This is a genomic window from Prevotella sp. P6B4 (genome assembly GCF_000619985.1).
In the GTDB taxonomy this organism is placed as follows: Bacteria; Bacteroidota; Bacteroidia; order Bacteroidales; family Bacteroidaceae; genus Prevotella.
In genome coordinates this window covers 122155-139191 of record NZ_JHVE01000007.1, presented here as the reverse complement: position 1 = coordinate 139191, position 17037 = coordinate 122155, and the positions used below count along the sequence as shown (strand labels likewise).

Annotated in this window: 16 protein-coding genes and 2 pseudogenes; 4 read left to right on the top strand and 14 right to left on the bottom strand. The window is 46.3% G+C overall.

All coding sequences use genetic code 11. The features are described 5' to 3' along the window. The first annotated feature begins 152 nt into the window (after nt 1-152). Entirely contained in the window at nt 153-1589 is a 1437-nt protein-coding gene (locus T491_RS0106540; RefSeq protein ID WP_051523005.1) for an ATP-binding protein, read from the top strand. A 70-nt stretch (nt 1590-1659) separates the two neighbouring features. Here T491_RS0106540 and T491_RS0106535 read toward each other — a convergent pair whose 3' ends face one another. From T491_RS0106535 to T491_RS0106470, 13 genes are all read right to left on the bottom strand, one after another. Then, on the bottom strand, nt 1660-2460 hold the full coding sequence (locus T491_RS0106535; RefSeq protein ID WP_028903182.1) for a hypothetical protein: 801 nt from the start codon (nt 2458-2460) through the stop codon (nt 1660-1662). Nucleotides 2461-2473: 13 nt separating this feature from the next. Beyond that, nucleotides 2474-4006 carry a relaxase/mobilization nuclease domain-containing protein gene (locus tag T491_RS0106530; RefSeq protein WP_028903181.1) on the bottom strand — a complete coding sequence of 511 codons (1533 nt, stop codon included), beginning with the start codon at nt 4004-4006 and terminating at the stop codon, nt 2474-2476. Nucleotides 4007-4009: 3 nt separating this feature from the next. Continuing rightward, entirely contained in the window at nt 4010-4735 is a 726-nt protein-coding gene (locus T491_RS0106525) for a hypothetical protein (protein WP_155950056.1), read from the bottom strand. A 219-nt stretch (nt 4736-4954) separates the two neighbouring features. Then, on the bottom strand, nt 4955-5281 hold the full coding sequence (locus T491_RS15850; protein WP_051523004.1) for a hypothetical protein: 327 nt from the start codon (nt 5279-5281) through the stop codon (nt 4955-4957). 6 nt (nt 5282-5287) lie between these two features. Continuing rightward, the gene (locus T491_RS0106515; RefSeq protein ID WP_036915477.1) at nt 5288-5935 is read right to left on the bottom strand and encodes a ParA family protein; all 648 of its coding nucleotides are present in this window, start codon (nt 5933-5935) and stop codon (nt 5288-5290) included. 326 nt (nt 5936-6261) lie between these two features. Further along, complete coding sequence (locus tag T491_RS0106505; RefSeq protein WP_028903177.1) at nt 6262-6639, bottom strand: excisionase family DNA-binding protein; 378 nt, start codon at nt 6637-6639, stop codon at nt 6262-6264. 308 nt (nt 6640-6947) lie between these two features. Then, nucleotides 6948-7721 (bottom strand): hypothetical protein, encoded by a 774-nt coding sequence (locus T491_RS0106500; RefSeq protein ID WP_028903176.1) that lies wholly within the window; start codon nt 7719-7721, stop codon nt 6948-6950. A gap of 108 nt (nt 7722-7829) precedes the next feature. Then, entirely contained in the window at nt 7830-8990 is a 1161-nt protein-coding gene (locus T491_RS0106495; RefSeq protein WP_028903175.1) for a site-specific integrase, read from the bottom strand. A 194-nt stretch (nt 8991-9184) separates the two neighbouring features. Then, nucleotides 9185-10153, bottom strand: a complete 969-nt coding sequence (locus T491_RS0106490; protein WP_028903174.1) for a helix-turn-helix domain-containing protein — start codon at nt 10151-10153, stop codon at nt 9185-9187. Nucleotides 10154-10505: 352 nt separating this feature from the next. Continuing rightward, a complete protein-coding gene (locus tag T491_RS15845; RefSeq protein WP_231480190.1) occupies nt 10506-11102 on the bottom strand; it encodes a leucine-rich repeat domain-containing protein in 597 nt (198 codons plus the stop codon). Between the two features lie 391 nt (nt 11103-11493). Continuing rightward, a complete protein-coding gene (locus T491_RS0106480; RefSeq protein ID WP_155950055.1) occupies nt 11494-11652 on the bottom strand; it encodes a hypothetical protein in 159 nt (52 codons plus the stop codon). Nucleotides 11653-11916: 264 nt separating this feature from the next. Further along, nucleotides 11917-12588: a lipocalin-like domain-containing protein gene (locus T491_RS0106475; RefSeq protein ID WP_197018812.1), complete on the bottom strand. Its 672-nt coding sequence runs from the start codon at nt 12586-12588 to the stop codon at nt 11917-11919. Between the two features lie 85 nt (nt 12589-12673). Continuing rightward, a complete protein-coding gene (locus T491_RS0106470) occupies nt 12674-13150 on the bottom strand; it encodes a GNAT family N-acetyltransferase (protein WP_036915474.1) in 477 nt (158 codons plus the stop codon). Nucleotides 13151-13451: 301 nt separating this feature from the next. Between T491_RS0106470 and T491_RS0106465 the strand changes: the two genes are divergently transcribed. From T491_RS0106465 to T491_RS18045, 3 genes and pseudogenes are all read left to right on the top strand, one after another. After that, on the top strand, nt 13452-14312 hold the full coding sequence (locus tag T491_RS0106465; protein WP_028903170.1) for a hypothetical protein: 861 nt from the start codon (nt 13452-13454) through the stop codon (nt 14310-14312). A 4-nt stretch (nt 14313-14316) separates the two neighbouring features. Further along, nucleotides 14317-15753 (top strand): DKNYY domain-containing protein, encoded by a 1437-nt coding sequence (locus tag T491_RS0106460; RefSeq protein ID WP_028903169.1) that lies wholly within the window; start codon nt 14317-14319, stop codon nt 15751-15753. A gap of 67 nt (nt 15754-15820) precedes the next feature. Then, nucleotides 15821-15967, top strand: a pseudogene (locus T491_RS18045) (death-on-curing protein); the annotation flags it as partial. A gap of 100 nt (nt 15968-16067) precedes the next feature. Here the strand turns inward: T491_RS18045 and eno are convergent. Continuing rightward, nucleotides 16068-16910: pseudogene (eno, locus tag T491_RS15840) on the bottom strand (phosphopyruvate hydratase); the annotation flags it as partial. Nucleotides 16911-17037 lie beyond the last annotated feature (127 nt).

The following is a 17037-nucleotide window of genomic DNA, read 5'->3' as shown; positions in this document are numbered from 1 at the left end:
TTATAGCTCTAATTTCTTATCAAAACATCAATATTTTGCAGACTTTAGGGCCAAATCAAAAGAAAAATTAGACTTTTGGCCCGAAAGTATGTATTTTCTTTTGCTGATTCAAAAATTCTTGTTACTTTTGCACCAAACAAATAATCACAGGTATGGAGCAGAAGCAGGACATATTGATAGGACGTGATGCGGAAAAAAAACATCTGGAGTCCATCGTACAATCAAAGGAAGCAGAGTTTGTGGTCGTCTATGGCAGAAGACGTGTCGGCAAGACGTTTCTTGTCAATACTTTCTTCAGCGACAACTATGCGTTCAAATTGACAGGACTTGCCAAGAAAAGCAAGCGCGAACAATTGGCAAACTTCGCAGTTTCCCTCAATAGGTATGGCGGTGGCACCAAATACAAGAAACCTCGTACATGGTATGAGGCCTTTAACATGCTTCGTACGCTTTTGGAGCAGGTTCATGTCAAGGGAAAGCGCGTGGTCTTCATTGACGAACTGCCTTGGATGGATTCCAGAGGGAGCAACCTTGTTTCTGCCTTGGAGCATTTCTGGAACGACTGGGCTGTCACACAAAACGAGATCATCCTAATTGTTTGTGGCTCGGCTACATCATGGATCACCAAGAAGATTCTGAAGAACAGGGGTGGACTGCATAACCGCGTAACACAAAGGATATATATCCGTCCGTTCACATTGGCAGAATGCAAGGAATATCTCAAGAGTCGCGACATCATTATGGCTGATAAGGATATTGCCGAATGCTATATGATAATGGGCGGAATCCCTTTCTACCTGAAGAACGTTAGGCGTGGTGCCAGTCTTTCCCAAAATGTTGACGAGATGTTCTTTGCTGACAAGGGGAGGCTTGACGACGAGTTTAATGCCTTGTACACCTCCTTGTTTAAGAAGTCGGACAATTATATCAAAGTTGTCCAAGCCTTAAGTACAAAGAACAAGGGTTTAACTCGCGATGAAATCCTAAAAGCAACGAAACTTGAAAGTAATGGTCATTTCACAACGATATTGCAAGACCTCATAAATTGTGATTTCATTCGATGTTATAGGGGCTATGGCAACAAATCAAAGATGAGCATCTACCAACTGACAGACCCTTTCTCCCTATTCTATTATAAGTTTATCAAGAATAACGGCAAGACGGACAAACCCTTTTGGCAATTCCAGATTGGCACCCGTCAGCACGACACTTGGGCAGGGTTAGCCTTTGAACAACTCTGTCTGAACCACCACAAACAGATAGAACAGGCTTTGGGCATAGCAGTCATCAGCACCAAGGTTTATTCATGGACGACTCCACAGTCAGCAGAGGAAAAGGCACAGATAGACTTGATCATCAAACGAGCTGATAAGGTCATCAATATCTGCGAGATGAAATTCTATGATGGTGACTATGTCATGAAGAAGAAGGATCATGAAGATATTGAGCGTAGGGTACGAGCATTCCGAACAACCAATGGAATCCGTCAGGCGATTCATCCTGTGCTTGTTACCACATACGGACTTGCTAACAATCAATATAGTAGTATTTTCCAAAATGTGGTAACGCTGAAAGACTTGTTCAAGTAGCGCTAGGAAGAAACGAGAGGCTTGTTTTGCCCCTCGTTTCTTTTCAGAGGATATAGACATTGATGGTCTATTAGTGTAACTTTTGCTTCTTCTTTCTGCGTTCCAAGTACGCCGTCAGTTCATTGATTCCCCAGATGGCCGACAAGACAAAGATCGGCATAAAGGCCATTGCCCAAAGGAACGTCATGGTGTCGTTCAGATGGTACTTGCCTGTGTAATAGCCAAGGACTGGAAAGACAACCAGAGCCACCTTGTCTGCCAGATGATAAGCAACGGGGAACCACTCCATGCGCGAGGTCAGGCCGATGAGATGCTCCTCAGCTTTGGCCTCAATGTAATTGCAAGCTTTGTCTGCACCTTCCACCTTAGACTTGTCAATCTCAGAGAGTGTGCACTTCTCACGCTCAGCCTTGTCCAGATCGTTGACGTAACGCTTCATGAGGCTGGAATCATAGATGTTCCCGGCCACCTGATGAAGAATATCCTCCGCAGTCTGGTTCATCTCTTCCAACGGCACGACGTCCATGTCCTGATTGAGGAGCTTGTTACTGTTGTTCCTCATTGCATCGAGGGGAACGTTGTCCAGAAGTGCCTGCTGCTCTTTGAACATTTCAATGGCCTCATTGGTTGACTTCACAAGGAACTTACCTTTCAGCACGGCCTTTACGCCACGCTCAAACTCCTTCTGGTCATAGAGCTTTGCACGTTTATGACCGCTATGAAAAAGAGCCTTCAGCTTGTTAACAACTTGCAGGATGGTATGCGGCTTCTCCTGCTTACGGGGGCTTTCCTGCCGTCCCCCAGTCTCACTGTTGCCTCCCTGCATCTGACTATCGCCAGAGGGAAGCATGCTGTCGTATTTATTTTTCATTTTCATAAAGAAGTTATCTCTTTCGTCCTCTATTATTCTGTTGTCTGATGAATCCGTTCTTCTTCCACCAGTACCATTCCTCGTCCTTCTTCTTCGGCAGGTCGTTATTGCTCTGGCCACCACCAAGGGACGGCTGCGTTTCCGGCAAGGCAAGGTTAGCAACGACGTCAAGCATCACTTCGGCTGCATCACCTGCACGCTCGGCACTGCATTCAAACTGATCAAGCAATTCCATTGCAGCACTCTTCAGGTTTTCCTCGCTGAACGAAGAGCCTTCGTGCTCACCCATATCAATAGCTTTTGCAACGATGCCTTCTGGCAGGATGTCCTCCCTATCAAGCGGGCTAAACTCCGTCTTGAACGGACTCTTCACAAAGCGCTTGATGGCATTCAGCGCAAGCCAGACGGCTGTCCGACGGTCACTCTCGGCCTCTGTGGACTTACGAGGAGCAGGCTCCGTCTGCTTCACGGGCGTCGGAACCGCTGGTTTCTCTGCGTTCTTCCTCTCTGCCGCCTCCTTAATCCTCAATAGTCGCAGATATGCATCGTCATCATCCGACTGCGACGTCCTCGACGGTCTCTGCGGAATCGCCTCGTTCTGCCGATTCTGCCGCCAGCGATAGCTCTCCCTCCGCGCCTCTTCCTTCTCAGGATGTAGCTTCTGCCAAGTGCCGAACAGCTTGGAAACCGTCAGGTCGCGCCCATGCCCGAAACCTCTGGCCGAAGCCTTGTACATCACGGTACTGGAGTAGTTGCCGTCGAGGTCGTACAACTTCTCGCCGACGGAGTAGCCACGGCAAACGCCCCTCGAGTCGTATGTCGGCTCCACTTCGAACCCGTTCCTGCGCATCCCAGCAAAGTACGTCTCGATGTCCCACGCGTCCATTCCCTTCAGCACCTTTATTGCAGCATCGTGAATCCGCTCCATCCGCTTGTTGTCCCTCTCCTCGGCCTTCGTCCACTCGTATTTCTCTGCGATGATGTCAGCCGCCGTCTTCGCCCGTTCCTTGCATTTGTGCGTGTCCTGCATCTCGCCGTCCATCGTCAGGCGGTTGGCCACAATGTGTACATGCGGCTTGCCGGTGTCAAAGTGTATAGTGGCTACATACTGGCTGTTTGCCAATTGTGTGTGCCTGCCGCTCACTTTCACCTTGGGCTGTCCTGTCCTCTTGTCGATAACAGTCTTGCCGTCCTTGTCCTTCACTGCCTCCCGCTTATAGTCGGTAACGTCCAGCACCTGAACACAGTCCTTGCAGAATCTGTCCCATTGTGCCATCGTCCAGTTCTGGCAGACCTCTGGAGGAGGGCACAGCTCGATGCGCCAGAACGGCTTTTCTGCCCTGTGTCTGGATGCCGCCTGCAGCAGCTGCATGTCCATCAGCACCTCCACGGGCGAGTACGGCTTACCCGTCATCGGATTCAGTTCGATATTGTTGGCGGCGAGGAAGACGGGCTTGTCCTCCTTCCTTGCCTTCTCCTTGTCGAGCACATAGTTGATAGCGTTGGCGGCATGCGCCCCGTCTATCGTGTCCATCTTGATGACCATACGCTAACCTCCCATGTTTAACGTCCTGTCCCTCATCCTGTCGAAGAACTCCAGGGCAGTAATAAGGTGATTGCGCCACCAGTCAAAACTCTTGCCGTGGATGACAGCTCTGAAACGTTCTTCGTCCGGCTTATGTGCAAACTCTGCCACCATTGCATTGAACTGGAGTAGTACGTCGCCACGTGACTTCTTCAGGTTCCTGAGCAAGTCTAGTTCTTCTTCGGTGAACGCTGCACGGGGATGCTTGCCGCTCAGGAGCGTCGTACAATACTGCGAAAGATTCTGTCCGCATTTTTCCGCATTCCTGAGAAGTTCATCCATCAGTCTTTTCGTCACTTTCAGGTGCAGCATCTCTGTGGCAGTCCACTTGCGGATGCGCAGTCCCGTCCGATTCTTACGCAGCACCTTGTCGATCAGGTCCACGCGATGGGCATCCAGCTTGTAACTGCCAAACAACGTGTAACTCTGTCGGCTGATAGGCTGGTCAACCTGTTCGATGCTGCCGCTACTCCGATAGACGACAAAGTGCATCTGGCATTTCCTGTCAGTCTCATCCACCCATAGGTCACCGACCGTTACGGGTTCCCATGAGAACTTGCTGTGTTCCCTGCCGTCCTTGGGCGACAGGTATCGCTTCTTCGACTTGATGAAGAAGCCCTTCTCAGGCCTCGTCTTCTCTATGAGCTGCGAGCCTTGGAATATCATCGATACGTTTCTGTCTATTGTCATAAGCATATATTTATAAAAGGTGTGAGCCAGCGAACGCCTCCCCCAATGAGAGCCTGCGAGCATTGCCAGTTCGGTTCGTCTGCCAAAAGAGCCATAGCGATTTTGGTAGCACGAAACTCCAACTGGCATATCTGCACGCATGTTTCGATACTGACTGACGTTTCTGATACCCGGAGAGATCTCCCGAGCATCGGCAATGTCGTACATCGTAGCTCGTCATTACAGAATGTCATCGATGCTCTTCTTACGGTTAGTGACTACGCCATGCTTCTGCTCATAACGGGCAATTCCGTCTCTGAGGAACTTCTCCACCACGTCGCGGATGGAGAAGCCCTCAATTCGGGCGATGGCTTTTATCTTGACCACAATCTCAACGGCTAAGATGACCGTGAAGTGCTGCCAGGCTCTCTTGATGACACTGGTCTTTTCGGACCGTTGTTCTTCCTGTGGTTTCTTCTGCTCCTTTGGCCTGGTCTGCTGGGTGATGCTTCTGACATCACTTTCAAGGGTATTGAAACCGTCTAAGGGAAACACCTGCTCACTCATACTCGTTTACTGTTTTATTTGTTCTACAATAGCGTCAAAGGCATGTTCAACCGCAGCCTTCTGATACTTGTCAAGAGGGGAAACGGTTGAGTATCGCTTGATGACGACACTCTGCTTGATCCTCGGCGTTACCCTTCCGATTCTGCCAAGAATTTTTACCGTCTCTTCACGCTGTTTCATCTCGTCAGCACGGTTCTCGGTAGAGTTGATCCGGTTGGGCAGGAACACGAGCCTAATATTCTTGACCCCCTTGATGACCTTGATGAAGATGCCCGTAGCATCAATGGTGTCGAAGTCGTAGGAGATAGGCACCACGGCAAGGTCTGCTGCCTTGTACAGCAGGTCGAGGTTGGCGGCATTGAGCGTACCCGGCATGTCGAAGAGGACAACACCGTCGAACTGCATTGCTTCCTCGATGGAGGACTGCAGGCTCTGGCGGTCTGTCGTATCAACAGTACTCACTTCCCAAGGAATAGCCGCATCCGGGTTGACAGCCAGCTCCCTCTCCCTGTGACGGGACAACGATGCCTGAATGTCTGCATCCAGGACCTTCACGGGATAACCATTCTCACACAGATACTGCGCAAAGAGCGCACAACAGGAGGTCTTTCCTACGCCTCCCTTAATGTTCGTAAATAAAATAATCTTATTCATAGCTAAATCAAATTTAATATGTTATTTATTACCTTATAGACCTTGTAAACTCTGTATATCCTGAATACAGTTTGTACGCTATTGACAATGTATTTCTTGTATATACTGTATTCGTTGAATACTCTGTATACATTGTTTTCATTGCAGACAACATACACATTGCAGACATTGTAATCGTTGTATATACTGTAGCCAGAGTAAACATTGTATACATATACACTGTAGCCAATGCTGCAACCAGATACGTTGTGGACATTGTAGCCAGTGTCTTCAGTGCATACAACTGATACACCCTATACATTATATACTCAGTCATTTTAGACATGTTACCAGTCACGCTTGTTGGGTTTACGACGATGGGACGAAAGGATGGCATCGTTCTCTTCCTCTGTGGTCAGGGGTACAGCATTCTTGCGTTTCACCTCCAGCCACTTGTCGAGTTCGTCATTGAACAAGACCCAACGCTTGCCAGGCTTCGATCCTGGCACTTCACCTTTCTGCAACTTCATGTAGAGGGTGTTCAAGGGCATACGGAGATAGTCAGCCGCCTCTTCAACATTCATCGTGCGACGCACGCGCTGTATCTTTTGCTGTGTTTGTCCTTTCTGAAGGTCAGACAGCAGTACCTTCATGCCGATGACTTCATCCCGAAGCTCGGCAACGACCTGTGGAAGGTCGTCGAATGATAATTTATCATTAAGCATATTTACACGCTGAGACTTTTGTGTCTCGGCTGCAAAGAAACGACATTATCATCCGCTTATCAAGATTATCAGGAATAATGCATCAGTAATGATAGTATAATGCGGTTAGTAGCAGATAGGACTGAAAATGTACTGGTAATAATGGTAGTTAGCATATCTATTAGCTGTGTGCAATCTGTGTTCTGGCTGTTATGGATGGTTGGTACTTGCTACCATGACGGCAGGATATAAACAACGAGAACACCGCAGCACTAATCCAAATAGGTTGGCACTGCGGTGTTGTCGTTAAAGCTTCTCGTGGCTTTGGCTTATTCTTCCTCCTTTTCCGATGGAACAGGATAATGGAAGGCTATTGAAGTTTTTGAGTCAGGTTTGTCTATTTTGATATAACCTTTCTCCGGGTCTGCGGTTAAGGACTTTGACAATGTAAACCAATCAGTGTTTTTACACAGATCTGGAAACAAATTGTTGATGAACTTTCCGCATAGTTCTGTGGTATAGGCACAATGTTTGTCTACCCCTAAGCCCATTCTCCTAGCAATGTTCCATGTCAAATGACGAGCATCAAGATTCCTTACATCCTTACCGGCCTTCCATTTCCAGTTACGACCTTTAGGCTTGTAAAGAGGACGTTCAAGCCATTCTTTATACTCCAACCATAGCGCAGCCATCTCCTCCTCTTCCAAAATGGGAGCCATAGCCCAGAAGATGTAGTCATGTATAACATTCTGCCTCTTGAGCTTGAACTCCTCGGCTTCTGCGATGCTGTCCGTTTCGCTCTGCCTGTAGATTCCCGACTCCCTCTCCTGTTCATCCTGTTTGACATCCGAAATCATCACAGAGGGATCTTTCTGCTGTTTCTTAGTAAAGACGCTACTCAGCTTGTCCAGGAAGGAGTAACAGCATACGACACCGGATTCCAGCAAAAGAAAAAACAGCACAACAAGAACACCGTAAGGAATGAGATGACTCTTGTCGTATAGTTGGGCGGCCAACATATACGACACAATAAGAACTAACACACTAATAGCCACTAATATGGCTATGTCACTAATCTCCAGTTTTTTAAATTTTCTGTTCATTACTTATAATTTTTAATCGTTATTTATTTATTCGACGCAAAAGTACATTTTTTCCTTGACATAGCTGTCATGTGAAAATAAAAAGTCGTATTTTAACAATTTTACGACTCATACGGCCTTCATTTGGGCTATTTTCGCGGATTTCAGCGTAATTTTGTCAACTGATTCTCGCTTCGACTCGTCGGCCATCGCGGCATAGATCTGGGTCGTGGCGACGTTCTTGTGGCCAAGAATGTGCTGGACGGTATAGACGCTGGTGCCAGCCTCAACCTGTAGCGAACCGAGAGTATGGCGGCTGCAATGATAGGTTATATGTTTGGTTATGCCAGCCTCCTTCAGCCAGTTCTTCAGTGGGGCCTGGGTGAGGCTGTCATTGAAGCCGACAAAGACCTTGTCTGTCGGTTTGCGGTTCTCATCGCCATCATTAAAGCCTATCAGTTCCAGAGCCTCGTTGCTGATGGGGTTGTTCACCAGTTCCTTCGTCTTCTGCATACGTAGTGTGACGTACATGCCACCGTCACCGTAGGGCTGGATCTTGTTCCAGGTCAGCTGCTTGATGTCGCTCTTGCGTAAGCCTGTCAGACAAGAAAAGAGGAAGGCCTTCTTCAGCACCTCAGAGGAACAGGGGGTGTTGGCAAGATTGACAAGTTCCTGACGTGACAGATGCTCCTTTTCCGTGGGGATGGTGTCGATGCGCTCCAAGAAGCCGTTGGGATTCTCGACAATCTTGTGTTCACGGTAGGCGGTATGAAGCACGGCACGGAAGGTTGACCAGTAGCCTGCGATGCTGTTGATGTGTAAGGTGTACTCTGTGTGCTTGAGCTGGTGAGCGGTCATTAGGTACTCCTTGAACTTGTTGCACAGGTCAACATTAATCTCATCGAAGCGGCACTTGCCATTGCAGAACTGCTTGAAATGGAGATAGACGTTCTCCCACTTTGTGTTCTTCTTGTACGCCTTATCCTTGAAGTAGTCGAGGAAGCTGCCCTTCATCTTCTCCTTGTCGAAGAAGTCGTAGCGCTCGTTGACGATGCTCTCGTACCTTCTACAACGTAATGCCTCGGCCTTCTCGCGCATGCGGTCGTTGTAGTCCTTCTCGCGCTGGTTCTTCGGCTTGGCATAGATGTAGATGCCCAGCGACTCATGTCGCATTACCTTCATTGTTGACTCGTCGCGATAACCCGGATAGTAGTCCAGATAGAACGACAGTTGTTCTCCGTTTTTGATTTTCCGTGTTCGGAGTGTCACGGTCTTGCAAATGTTACTCATATACCTTATTATATTTTAATGAATATTCTTGGTGAAGCGTTTCTTCACGGTGTCAAAATTACCTCATTATTCCCCGATTATCAACATTATTACGCATAATGCGTCAATAATTGACAGATAATGTTGGTTGGTGAGGTGCTGACCATGATAATGCCCATTCTGATTGTTTATAATCCGTGGATTTACTTGGTTATTCATACAAGGGAGTAGCTGCCAAATTGGGCCAGTCTTTCAGCCATTACCCTGTCGAAGTCCACTTTTGGTATCAGATTCTTCACGCCCACCTTGACCGTGACGATGCTATTCTTCTTGGCGATGATGCTGACATTGGCAGTGCTCATCCCATATTTCTCAGCAGCCTCCTTGGCTGTGTAGTAGCTGTCATCATTCACGATGTCGGTGCGTCTCAACTGCTCAAAATGGTCTTTTGAGTAATAGGTCTGGCCATATTCACGCTTTGTCGGAATATGATGGCGATAGGCGTTGGAACGGACAGACGCAGCACTCATGCCGTAGAGTTCCTGAGTCCCCTCCATCGTCAACCACTCATTAACGGCCTCCACTTCAGCCGACTTGCCAAACAATGTGTCCATGTGCTTGCGGCTGTAGTAGTTCATCCCAGCAATCCTACATACTGGCACTTGGTTCCGTTTGGCGGAAGTATAGAGCCACGATTTCTTGACCTTATAGATGCGCATGACCTCCTCGCCAGAAATGTAATCAAGCACCTCCGTTTCATTAGAATCAAATTTGCATTTCTTGGCTTCTGATACTTCCTTCCTCGATGTTGGCATAGATGCCTTCTTGGATCTACTCGTTGGCAGCACTCTGTGATACGGATTCCCTGCCAGCATCTTCTCAATATCAGCCTTTCTGATAAACGCCATCCTGCTGCTGATTCTCGATGCCGCAAGTTTCCCCTCGTTCACTAACTTGTAAACGTACTGCCGCGAACACCCCATCAGTATCGCTGCCTTGGCAAACGTCAGATACTCCTGATTCTGCAACCCAATGACAGGCTCCACGGCATTCATAAAACCCAGCTGCCGCTTCTTTCTGGCTTCCTTCGCTTTCGTCTGACACTCCTCGCAGCAATATTTCTGCATTCCGTTCCTTGCCACGAACTCCTTCCCACAATACTTGCACTTTCTAACTTGCTTCATTTTCTTGTCACTTTTGATGGTTCAACGTACATTTTCTTTTTCCCTACCGTTGAGTCAACCTTCATGCACCATTGTCGCCATTTGTCAACTCTGTCCGCTTCGTAACTCTCTCCGAATCCGTCCGTCCTGTTTTGTCACCATTTGCACCCCGTCGTAACCCATTGTCAACTGAGTCCACAGAATGACGATTTTCAGGCCTCGTAAATTCCTCGCGGTAGAAATACGTTGCAAAAATATACTGAAATTCGGTTACTACCAAATTCCAGCCATCAAGTGTTAAAAATCAAAAGTAATTGAAAATGAGTGTTTTACAAATAGTTAGTATTAGATATTCCTGGTTGTTTATACCCGTTTAGATACAATCCCAGAACGCACAATCTCCAATGCTCGTCACGCTATTGGGGATGGTGACGGAGGTAAGGCCTTTGCAATTATAGAACGCTCTATCTCCAATGCTCGTCACGCTATTGGGGATGGTGATGGAGGTAAGGCCATAGCAATAATAGAACGCTTCAGCTCCAATGCTCGTCACACTATTGGGGATGGTGACGGAGGTAAGGCCATAGCAATTATAGAACGCTCCACCTCCAATGCTCGTCACACTATTGGGGATAGTGATGGAGGTAAGGCCTTTGCAATACTGGAACGCTCTCTCTCCAATGCTCGTCACACTATTGGGGATGGTGACGGAGGTAAGGCCATAGCAATTAGCGAACGCTTCAATTCCAATGCTCGTCACCTTGCGCGTCCTGTTCATGTAGGTTACTTCCTCAGGTATAGCGACATTGCCTTGATATTGAGAAGGACAATAAGTAACCGCCAATTCCTTACCATCATTAATGTAGTTGTAATAAATGGTAACGCCATCAGCGTTCTTAACTTCAATATCGTGGGCACATGCCAACAATGGTAGCAACATCAAAAAAAGTAATAGTAGTTGTTTCTTCATAATCATATAGTTTTTAGTTATACATATTGTTTGAATGAACACAAAAAGAAAACGTGAGCAATTACTTCGCTTACGTTCTTTCTGGTATCGCCAAACACCATCGCACACCTAAACGAGTAAAGGCTCACGCCATCAGGCGCGAACCGTCAACTTACTCTTGTATGCTATTGTGAAATTTGGCGATTTCGAAAGAACAAGATTCAGCGGACGCTTCAACGTATATTTTTATTCAAATTCTCTCAGTCCATAGGCAATTACATTATAAATACGGTTCAACGAATACTATTATTTCTTAAACAAGTCAGAATGAGTGCCCGTATTGAGCATCAACAATTCCAAAACGTTATCATACTGTTTCCATATCAGCAGCCAGTAGTATTAATCTTATACATCAGATTCCCATCTTCTTAAAGAACTCCTCACTGTTCTCATATGAGTTAACCCGTCCTTCTTTGGCATCGAGCAAAGACTGCTCATAGCGCGAAAGACGACGACGGCGCTCTGCTGACTTACAGGCAGATTTTGCCGTAGTAACCTTTTCAACTCCCACCAGCGACTTTAGAATTCGTCTGATATTAGGGAGATAGGACTGGTCTTTAAGAGTTATAACTAACTGTGTCATATCTGATCTGTTATTTATTTCTTTTGCAAAGATACGAAAAGATTTCATAAACAGAATAGTTTTTAGCTTTTTTCTAAGAAAAAAGTCCGAAAAACAATGAAGAATCGGTTCTACCGATTATTTTTCAATCAATAGAACCGATCCTTGATTAAGTCGCAAATTTTGCGACTACCACTGCTATAGTCGAGGGAATCACTGCTTTTTCAGGGTGATGCCGGCTTGCATGCCCTTGGCGGTCTTCAGCAACGAGGAGATCGTCTTGATGCTGCTGTTGGTGGAGTTGGAGCCTAACGATTGGAACATGGTCAGCAACTTCGTAGCATCGGTCACAAACTGCATGTTCTTACCGCTCAGCTGGGTAGTGATCGACAGCGCCTGAACAGTGGCGATGGTGAGCTGAAGCTTCGAATCGACCACTGTCCACTGGCCACTCATGGTCTTGCCCTTCAGGGTCTCGGTGAACGTGCCGTCTTCATTGAACGTGATGGTGAACGTGCCGGGCGTGAAACCACACTGCGTGAGATAGCTCTGCAGCTTGCTTTCCACCTTGCCGGCGGCCAGCTTGTAGGCGGCACTCGTGAGGATATTGTCCGACTCGAGCACGATGGCGGGCTCTGCATACACCCACGTACCGACAATGTTCTTCGACGTGGCCTGTTTGTTACTTGAGAAAACGGTGGTGAGACTGGAAATCAGATCGTTGCCCGATGATGAACTGTCGGACGAAGCTGATTTAACCACTTTTCCCAAAACATTGCCCAAATTAATCTGGGCCTGTGCGTTGCCTGTAAGCAACATGGCAAAACCGAGAACGGCTACCCTTAAAATATTCTTTTTCATCCTATTTAAGATTTTTCTCTGCAAAGATAATACTTTCCGGCGATTTTTGCAAGCATCCGTGCAGAAAAAAATACAATGCAGACAAGCTTCATAGCTTATCTGCATTTCTTTACGTTAAATTGAGCTCCATCAGGATGTCGCAACGTTCATAGGCTTTGCCCTTCAGTGGAATTTCCTTGAATCCCAGTTTGCGATACAAGGAGATGGAAGCTTTCAACTGTGTGTTGCCTTCAAGGAAGATACGTTTGATGTCGTGTTGGCGCGCATATTTGAGTAATGCCTCTCCCAGGGCATAGCCTATACCTCTGCCTTGTGCCTCAGGTGATACGGCCATCTTAGCTAATTCATAGATGTCTGATTCTGGATGCGGTTTTAGTGCACAGCAACCTACCACCTGTTCACTGTCATCAACAGCCAGGAATATCTGCCCACCGCGCCCAATAATGCAGTCGTCAATATGCGCAAAGGTGTCCAAATCAGACTGTTTCAGTCTGAAATAAGTCTCTATCCATTGCTTGTTCAACTGGATAAAGTCCTGTTTGTACTGTGGCTCGTAGGTACTGCGTTCTATTGATATAACCTCCATAGTCAAATTTTGTTTTGTGAATCTGCGGGCAAAGGTACATCAATATATTCGAATGGTACACCGTCGAAAAATAGTTCTTGGTTTTTAACACAGATATGGAAATCCTTGTGCTACCCCTATTGTGGCATTAATCCGAAGGGTGGGATTAAGCTACCACAATTGTGGCACTCCCTGCAAGCAGGGGGTATTAAGCTATCCCCTAGTGCTGCATCTGAACTATTTTTGCACATAAATGCCAAATTGTTTGTTACTTCAAGAATAAAATACTAAATTTGCACACGAAACTCCAATTGAAGCAGAAATGAAAATTAAATCACTCCTTCGATATTCTTACCGGGTGATAGAGTTTTTGTTCATACTCTCTATTACCGCTGGTATTGTATCCATGGGGCTGAGCAGTCATGATAGCGCCGAAATGATAGGAATGCTAATGACTAACATTGGTGCCATGGCATGGTTGTGGTTTATATCCTTACCGCTGCTTTTAATTGTCTTCGCTTCTTTTCTACGTTGTTCTATTCCTCCTCTTTCTATATACAAGAAGGTTGTTCTCTCGCTCCATCTCTTAAATGTAGTCCTATGGTTTGTTTTCTACATTATACTTCCAAAACCAGAGCCATGTGATGCTGCCATGATGGAGGAGCATTACAAGAATCATCAAGACGACATGTATGATTTAGTCAGATATGTACGAAGTTCGTTGGATGACAGTTGTTCGATAGTCCTTCAATATAGGGATAATGAGTTACAGGTGTTGTCTATAGCGAACAATAGCGAGCGCAAGACATGTACCTGCATCAAGAATCAAGAAGAGTTCGATATGATTCTACATACAGCAGGTTTATCGATGCAAGAGATGACAGTGATTCAAGAGAAGATGCACAAAGCTGGCATTATTGGAATTGACATAAAAAAGAATCCGATTTCTCGCTGGATGACAGCCAAAAGCGAATTGCAGTTCAGGTGGTTTGGAAGCAACATATATCAATTTGCTCTCTACGATTGTCCTTTGACGGAAAAAGAAAGGAATGAAATCTTAAGATTGCATCAGTTTATTCTATATAATGATAGCGTTGTATTTGAGTCCTATGGAGACTATTATGATCTGAGAGGTTTTCCTGATAAAGATAAATACCAATCACTGAATGAGGTAAATAAATGAATGTATGGAGCGAGAAATGACAGATAGTTCCAAACCAAAAGGATTAGCTGCTCGCATATTGGGAGAGCAGCCTACAGGTCTTCAGAAAACATTTTTCTGGCTTATGATCCTATCGCTCACGTTGTGGCCGTTATTGTTCTTCGGGTCTTTATTCTTCTTCGATGCTCCTATCCGTACGACTGTTGACGAAATCAGCCGTTGGGGTATGGTGCTGACCATTTGGCTTTATCCCCTATATCTGTTGCCATTAATAGGATTATGGTTCCGATTGTCAAAACGTCTAGGTGCAACCTGGCTTTTCTATCTATGCCCTCTGATACCTATTATTATATTCTTCTCGTTTGTGGAATTAGCCTCAAGCGAATATGCAGCAAGGAAACCTGAAGGGTATGATTCAGCGACATTCAAACGCATAAACGAATCATTCGCCAAAGACATCAATCATGTATATTATTGTAATGAGATTCTGGAAGATGCGGATCCAAAAACTTTCCGCGCTTTAAGCGAAGAATATTCTGCTGATAGTCGGTATGTCTGGTATAGAGAGAATAAAATCGAAGGCGCAAATCCACAGACTTTTGTAGCACCAGAGAAAAACAACTCTCTTGATATTTCTATCGATCTTGCTCATGATGACCACGATTATTATAACCAGAACAATCCTCTTCACGTTGCAGATATGGGCAGTTTCAAGCGGATAGATGGCAGTTGGGCTGTGGATCGTCAGAATGTCTATTATATTGGACTTGAAGCCGAAATAGGAAAAGACATTGTGCCTATAGGAGATTTCCGCACGTTCAGGGTCTTGAATGATTTCTATGCAGCTGATGCTAAATATGTGTATTACAAGAATAAGGTAGTAGAAGGGGCTGACCCAAAGACTTTTGTCGTGCTGGATGGTGGAAATGACTATGGACAAGATAAAAATCGCGTCTATTATCAAGATTGTGGAACAACAATACGAAACCTCGATGCTTTGAAGCACAGGAATATGGGCAACGGCCTGTATGAGACATTCCATACCGATGGTAAGACGGTATATAATCCTGAGCTGATGGCAATGCCCGTTGGCACAGACTTTTCGACTATCCACAGGGTAGAACGTTATCGCGACTGGTATGCAGACAAAAACCGGGTTTACTATGAAAACCGCCTTTTGTCTGAGGCCAAACCGCAGACATTCAAGGTCTTTCCGATACACTATGTGTCAAAGGATTATGTGTCAAACAATAATAAAGATTTCGATTACTCCTATGACGGCAATCGCGTATATTATCGTGATTCATTAATGCATGGAGTAGATGTCGCCTCCTTCATTTGTGGCTATGATTATGTTGACTCCATTTCATTTGCCTTCGACAAGAACCGTTATTATCAGGGGAGGCCCAATCCGCGTCTCGAAAAACTTCGTCAAGGCAAATGTCGAGTTGACAGCGAATGATTGACCCTCCTTCTTTTGTTTAGAAGTAGTAAAACGGAACAATTGAACAAAAACGTTATATCAATAAATGGCAAAACGTAGAGAAATAAGAAACAGTACGGCTGAGTTTCTCATCTTTCAGATAGAAGGAAAGGAACAGGGCGTAGAGGTGTACTATAAAGACAAAACTGTGTGGTGTACCCAGAAGGCGATGGGTATGTTGTTCGACTGTACCCGTGCAGAAAAAAAAATAATGCAGACAAGCTTCACAGCTTATCTGCATTTTTCAAAAAGTTGTTTTATTATAAATGATTTACTCAAAAAGTTAATGAATTCTACTTCAGTCGCTGGTAGCCGTAAGCAGCTGTGCTGCCCAGCTCCTCCTCGATACGTATCAGCTGGTTGTACTTGGCCATACGGTCGGTACGAGAAAGCGAACCAGTCTTGATTTGTCCAGAGTTTGTGGCTACTGCGATGTCGGCAATCGTGGTGTCCTCTGTTTCACCCGAACGGTGAGAAGTCACTGTGGTATAGCCGTGTCGATGAGCCATTTCAATAGCCTCCAAGGTCTCTGTCAACGAACCAATCTGGTTCACTTTAATCAGTATCGAGTTGGCAGCGCCCATCTTGATGCCCTTCTCCAGGAACTTGGTGTTGGTCACAAACAGGTCGTCGCCTACCAACTGGCAGCGGTCGCCGATCTTCTCGGTCAATTTTACCCAGTTGTCCCAGTCGTTCTCGTCGAGTGCATCCTCGATGCCGTCGAAGTCAGGGGCATAACCACCCTCATCGCCCACGGCTGTAGAGAGTCCGCGTGCCTTCAGCAGCTTGGCCAGATTGTGGAACACCTCGGCACCCATGCGGATGGCCTCGCGCTCATTGCTGGCACCTACCGGACGGATCATGAACTCCTGGAAGGCGATAGGCGCAGCCGAGTGGGCACCACCGTTCACGATGTTCATCATAGGCACGGGCAGCGTGTAGGCGTTGCAGCCGCCAATATATCTATAAAGAGGTATATTCAGCGCCTTAGCAGCAGCCTGGGCGCAAGCCAGCGATACGCCCAGGATGGCGTTGGCTCCCAGTTTCGACTTGGTGGGAGTGCCGTCGAGGGCCAGCATCTTATAGTCGATGGCGCGCTGCTCCAGCGCCTCGTTCTCGCCAGTCGATGCACCCGCGAAAACCTACAAAAGCCGGTTAATCAGAAGTAGGTATCACACGTGAGACACACCTGCGTAGCTCTTTTTCAGTCATTAACAGTCAGTAGTCATTAGTCATTAAGGGTGACGGGAATGGGGAAAGAGA